Source organism: Robinsoniella sp., from assembly GCF_034124845.1.
The window spans coordinates 1-5,874 of sequence record NZ_JAWYAJ010000336.1 but is presented as its reverse complement, the minus strand read 5'-3'; the positions used below and the strand labels follow the sequence as shown (position 1 = coordinate 5,874).

Genomic DNA, 5,874 nt, shown 5'->3' with positions numbered 1-5,874 from the left:
ACCTGGAGAATTACCATTACTATAATAATTCCTTTCAGCATTGGAAGTGTAATCTTCCAGACCATCTGCCATCTGCTTGCACCATCCAGCGCTGCTGCTTCATAATAAGTATCGTCAATTCCCATTAATCCGGCGTAATAAATTACACTGTAATAGCCCGCCATCTTCCAGGCATACATAAAAGTCAGTATCACCGGCCAGTATTCCGACCTGGCATACCATGAGATACTGTGCAGTCCAAAAAATTGCAGCAGCTGGTTAATGATGCCATAGTCGTGATGCAAATACGCATACAACAGATATCCTACTACCACCCACGACATAAAATATGGAAAAAACATGATCGTCTGTGTTACCTTGATCATTTTTCTGCTTCGAACTTCATTCATCATCAAAGCAATTCCAACAGAAACCACCAGGGTTATGCCGATAAAAAGTACATTCAGACCAATGGTATTCCTAAGTACAACCCACGCATCATTGGATTTAAAGAAAAATTCGAAATTCTTAAATCCGATCCAGCCGCTTCCTAAAAATCCTCTGTCGTACCGAAAATCTTTGAAAGCAATAATCAATCCTGCAATAGGAACATAAGAAAACAGGAAAAGAATTACGGCGGCCGGCAGGGCCATTATGGTTAATGTGGTATTCTTTCTCCTGGAAACGCGCCCTCTGTTACGTTTTTCCTTCATCTCTATACCCATCACTTATTGCAGACCAGCCTGCAATACTGCCACTATAAAACAGGTTGAAAGAATCACACCGTGGCTTCCTTTCTATTTCATAATTTTCTTTCAATCCTCTTCCCCTTTCCATTTTCTCCGCGGCTTAGTATTTCTCATCTCAACACCGCTCTCAGCATATTCTGCTAAGCTCTGAGGACATTCTTACGCATTTCTTTTCTTTTTACAACTTTTAAATCCTGCTATTACTTCGTTTTATAGAGAAAAAGGACTTATAATTCTGTACTTTTAAAAATATACCCCCTTGGCATATCCTGTAAAGCGGGTTATGCCAAGGGGGTAATGAGTTTTAAGACCTGTCAGCTTCTCTGATCATTGCAAATATATTTTCCGGCGGTATAATATCCACCATCGTATTGCAGGTAGAGAGAATAAATCCGCCGTCTGTTCCTGCAGCCTCTATTGTATTTCGGACATCTGCCTGAACTTCTTCTATTGTCCCAAAACACATCATGTAGTCCAGATCAATATTTCCCCACAGACACAGCCTGTCTCCATATTTTTCCTTGATACTGCGGATATCCATACCAGCGGAAGGCTGGATGGACTGAATCCCGTCAAATCCGCATGCCACCAGATGGTCCATGACGCTGTTCAGGTTTCCGTCACTGTGGAGAAATACAGGAACATTTTTATATGCCTTGATTTCCTGTATCATCTGCTTATAAAATGGATAAACATTTTCCTCCATTACATAAGGCGGCAGAAATACACCTGTATTAAATGCCATATCATCCGCAATCAAAATGGCATCTGCCCCTCTATCCAGGAATAATTTAGCTTTCTTAATCTCAAAGGCAATCACCTTTTCCGATAAGATATGGGTTTCTTCCGGATAAGTAATGCAATTCACCATATAATCTTCCATGGGATACATCTCGTTCAGCATAGAAATTGGTCCACCCACCTGGGCAAACACAAAAAAATCCGTCTCTTCTGCATATTTTGCCACCAGATCTCCGGTAACTTTATTTATATCCGGCTCCTGATAATCTGCGGCATCTTCGATGTCAACCGGGGGCTTTAAAAGACACTTGCTCTCCTCTCCCAACAGAAACATCTGTCCATACACACTCTGAATTACTTTTTTGCCGTCATCCGTCTTTCCTATTTCCCATTCCGGCCAGTCACCCACGTTAACCAAATCCATGTGCAGTAATTCCCGTACTTTACGATCTCTTTCAAAATGCTGGTAATCCAGAGGATATTCCTCTCCCAGAAGTTTGTTGGCGATCTGGGGCTGGATATATAATTCTCCTTTTGGGACTCTGTCACCTTCCTTATGTCGTATTGCCGCCCAGACACGTTCCTTTTTTGTCATCCGGGCAGTATTTTGGTTTGTTCCTTCCTTTTTACCTGCCCATGCCCGGAAAACCTCGTATACATTTTCCGGTTTTGCTCCGGGACCAAATTCGCACTGGGCAATGCATCCGCCGCGTTTCCACAAGGTATCCCGCACTTGTTCCACTGCATTTCGTATGTCTGCCGGACATCCTTCTACCAGAAGGTGCTGTCTGTCCATTTCACCCCAGAATGTTATCTTTCCTGCAAAGGGTTCCAGATTATTCACACCCATACAGAAGATCTGAGAATTAATAGCATCCAGCCCCATTTCCGTTAAGTCCGGCAGAATATCCAGAATATATCCATCTGAGTGCATAAATATTTTTTTATGGTACCTTTTGGCAATGGCAATATAGTCTTGGTACATCGGCTTAAAGATCTCCCGCCAAAGTCTGGGACTTATTAACAGACTGTTCTGGCTTCCCCAGTCATCCATAAAATTGATGGCATCCACTTCCGTTTTTGCCCATTCCTCCAGCAATTCACAGTAGAAACCATGCATTTTCTCCATCCAATTTTTCATCCGGTACGGAATATCCATGAGATCCATATAGAGGTTTTCTGTCGTTCTGATAAACTGCAGCTGCTCAAAAGGTCTTGGACAGCATCCACCCGTTACAAAGCGGTCTGTGTTTCTGCAGAACTGATTTACCTGGTCCCGGTCAAAGCTAAGCCACTCCCTTGGGATGTGAATTTTCTCCACATCTTCCCAGTCATCATCCTGCACCAGAGGATCCCGCACTTCGCCGATTACTCCTTCATGAATATTAGTTACGATACATCCCCAGGCATCCCGGCTGACTCCATATCTGTAAGGTTCTCCTTCCTCAATCGTCTTCTCTTTAAAATCGCACAAGGCACCTGTTATATCATCGGGAAAATCTCTGTGAATTTTTTCTACCATTTCACCGTGATTCCACTCACTCCAAGGAAGAGTCCACATCTGCCGCGGTACTATTCCGGTATGATTCCTGAATTCCAATGTTGCATATACCAGTTCTCTGGGTGTCATATTTCTACCTCGCTTTTCATCATTTATGTTTAGATTTATTTTTTGTTTCACACACGCTAATAACAGCATTTATCACCATTCCGGCACTAATTTCTATTTTCTGCATTTCTTTATAATACTGATGTCCAATAGAAACCGGATCCAGGCTGTGATCAGTCATCAGGGTTACCACCGCATCGTAGGGGGTAGGATTACAGATTTTTATCAGCATTTCTCTCTCATCTTCCTTTACGATCTCAGCAATTATGTGGTCGGAACACTGCAGGACTCTTCGATCCAGATCCAGATATATTCCTGGAATTTCTACATAGGTAAGCAGCATTGTTACTTCGGGCCAGTTGGAACCATAGAGAAATTCCCCTATGGTTTCCTTTCCCTCCCAATCACTGGTCTGCACTCTCTCATTGATGTATCCTGCTGGAAGTGCACGCCCCGCCAGTGTATCAACGGGTCTTTCCTGCAGGGATACAAACTGTGACAGGGAATGGCTGATCCGGCTCATCCAATTTAAATATTTTTGATCTCCGGTAAAACGGTAAAGTTTCAGCATAGAATTTCCTGACAGCGTGCAGATCCCTGGTGCAGAATGTTTATTCTGTGCATTTGCAAATACAGTTCCCCTGGTGTGCGCTTTCATTTTTGCCGCCGTGCTTCTCTCTGGTAAATGGAAATCATAACTCATTACCCAGGTAACCGCCAGTTCAAAAGCTTCCCTGGACGCCTGCAGCCATTTTTCTTTTCCCGTGGTCTCATAAAGCTGCACACAGGATTCCAGAAAACCAAATGCAGATTCACTGTCCGGTGCCTGGCAGATTTCTCCGGGTCCGCCGTTTAACATCCCCTTCTTTAAATATTCCTCCCAATAGAGAACTCCCAGTGCTTCTGCTGTTTCCAAATATTCCTCCCTTTTAAAATACTCATATGCCAAAACCAGCGCCGCGCTTGCGATGGCTGCACTTGCCGTATCCCCCTGCAAAATCGTCTCTTGCTGCATATTAATAAATTGTCCCAGCTGTCCGTTTTTTTGATAGAACCGAACAAATGCATCCGCCTGACGGGTAATACTGCTTTCCATCAGCTCCGGCAATTCTCCTTGGCATTTCAGATAAAAGGCCTGTTTTATCAGAAAATATAAGAGATCAGCATCTTTTCTCACCAGCAGTACCGGACTGTCTTTATTCAGAAAATCATCCCCATATCTCTGACCATTGGCATACATAGGGATATACCATCCATTTTCCATCTGGAGGTGTTCTGTAATGAATTTCAGACTGGATAAAGACTGGCTGTGTGCCAGCCCATTGTCTTCCAGAAGAAATGCATAAGAGTTCATTCCTCCCCCTACCCAGCCAGACTGCCAGTAAGAAGGCGGAACATCATTCTCAGTTCCAACCCGGTAATATCCCTCGTCAGTAAAATTCATATGTATATATTTTTCTTTGATAGCTTCATAAGCCTTGGAAAATGGTATGCTGCAAAACTCCTGCCCCTTTTCCATTTCTTCACGCAATTCATTAAATTTTGTAAAATACTGATTCAGATTCTCTGCCGGAAAACGGAAATACCGGATCTCCATTTCCACTCGTTCTCCTTCTCTCAGCAATATTCCCACATCATCTGAAGGTGCCTCACAAGTGGGGTAAAAACCGGATCCATCAGGGAGTTCCCCGAAAAAATATTTCTTCTCTTCCCTAACAGCCGGACAGGAAACCCCAAAGACAGCCTGACTCTCCATTTCTGAAACTGTAAATCCGGTGTATCTCCCATGAACTATATGATTGGCCAGGATCAAAACACCTTCTCTCTGATCCTCCATAAAATATCCCATAGCAGGAGTACTCATATCTCCAGACCGCATCGAGATACCGGATTTATTTCCTTCCTTATTAAGATGGGGAATGTCTGTAATTACCCGGTCCCATCCCTCTGACCTCCTGCCTGCATGAAAAGGCGGATAAGGAATGCGCTTACTTTCCATCCGATTGCCGTCATATACAGCAGCAGGCATAAATACATATTCTCTTCCCGTCCATTCCTCATTTATAAATTCCAAAGAGATGGAAATTGGCTTTTCCGATGCATGTATCATCTCAGTGCGCAATATAAAACGCTGTTCATTTTCTTCATCACTACGAATACACTGAATTCGGCAAGGTATTTGATCCATATTCTTCCACTGCTCTTTTATTGACCTGTCCGGTTTCCATTGTTCTTCCAAAACCGGTGTACTTTCATGAAACTGTTTGAGTACAATCTGATATTCCATTTTATTTCCTCCATTTTTTGTTCCCACCGGCAGCAAGCCTGATGGATATATCTCATTCCTCTTTTGTTAACCCGCTAATCGAGGGAAGCATAGGACATTTTGTTACACGACATGTTTCCGGATCCAGTTCCAGCGTTTTAATCTCAAAGGGACCAAGCCATACCTTTATATTTACTTCATCCCAGAAGCAAACGGTAACTTCCCTGGACATTCCGGTACTTTCAAACAACCGGATCAGGTATGTATCTTTACCCCTTATCTTTTTCAATGCGGAAAGTATGCAGCCTGGATCTGATATCGTGATCCGTTTCTCTTTTACTGCAGCCTTTTCAGTTGGAAAAAAGGCAACAGCCAGGGGCTTTTCCTGGAAAACCACCGCTTCCGATGTTACGTCTTCCATGCGCTTCTTATAGCTTCCTCCCCGCAGTCGGAAGCAAAAGCTTCTCTCTCCCTGATCCATGCAGGATATACGTCTGTCCTGATCCAGCAAGATCCTGTCCTCAATAGGA

The 5,874-nt window shown here is 43.3% G+C and carries 4 protein-coding genes; all 4 read right to left on the bottom strand.

Annotated elements, in window-relative coordinates:
* A partial coding sequence (locus ACH2DQ_RS17020; RefSeq protein ID WP_395027543.1) for an ABC transporter permease subunit occupies positions 1–692 on the bottom strand: 692 nt, incomplete at its 3' end.
* A 340-nt stretch (positions 693–1,032) separates the two neighbouring features.
* Positions 1,033–3,099, bottom strand: a complete 2,067-nt coding sequence (locus ACH2DQ_RS17015; protein WP_394911919.1) for a uroporphyrinogen decarboxylase family protein — start codon at positions 3,097–3,099, stop codon at positions 1,033–1,035.
* 19 nt (positions 3,100–3,118) lie between these two features.
* Positions 3,119–5,365 carry a hypothetical protein gene (locus tag ACH2DQ_RS17010; RefSeq protein ID WP_394911920.1) on the bottom strand — a complete coding sequence of 749 codons (2,247 nt, stop codon included), beginning with the start codon at positions 5,363–5,365 and terminating at the stop codon, positions 3,119–3,121.
* Positions 5,366–5,417: 52 nt separating this feature from the next.
* Positions 5,418–5,874: hypothetical protein (locus tag ACH2DQ_RS17005; protein ID WP_395027540.1), on the bottom strand; the 457-nt coding region annotated here is incomplete at its 5' end.

Excerpts from the sequence above, each read along its gene's own strand:
- ACH2DQ_RS17015 (WP_394911919.1), bottom strand. The coding sequence starts at position 3,099 with ATGACACCCAGAGAACTGGTATATGCAACATTGGAATTCAGGAATCAT.
- ACH2DQ_RS17010 (WP_394911920.1), bottom strand. The coding sequence starts at position 5,365 with ATGGAATATCAGATTGTACTCAAACAGTTTCATGAAAGTACACCGGTT.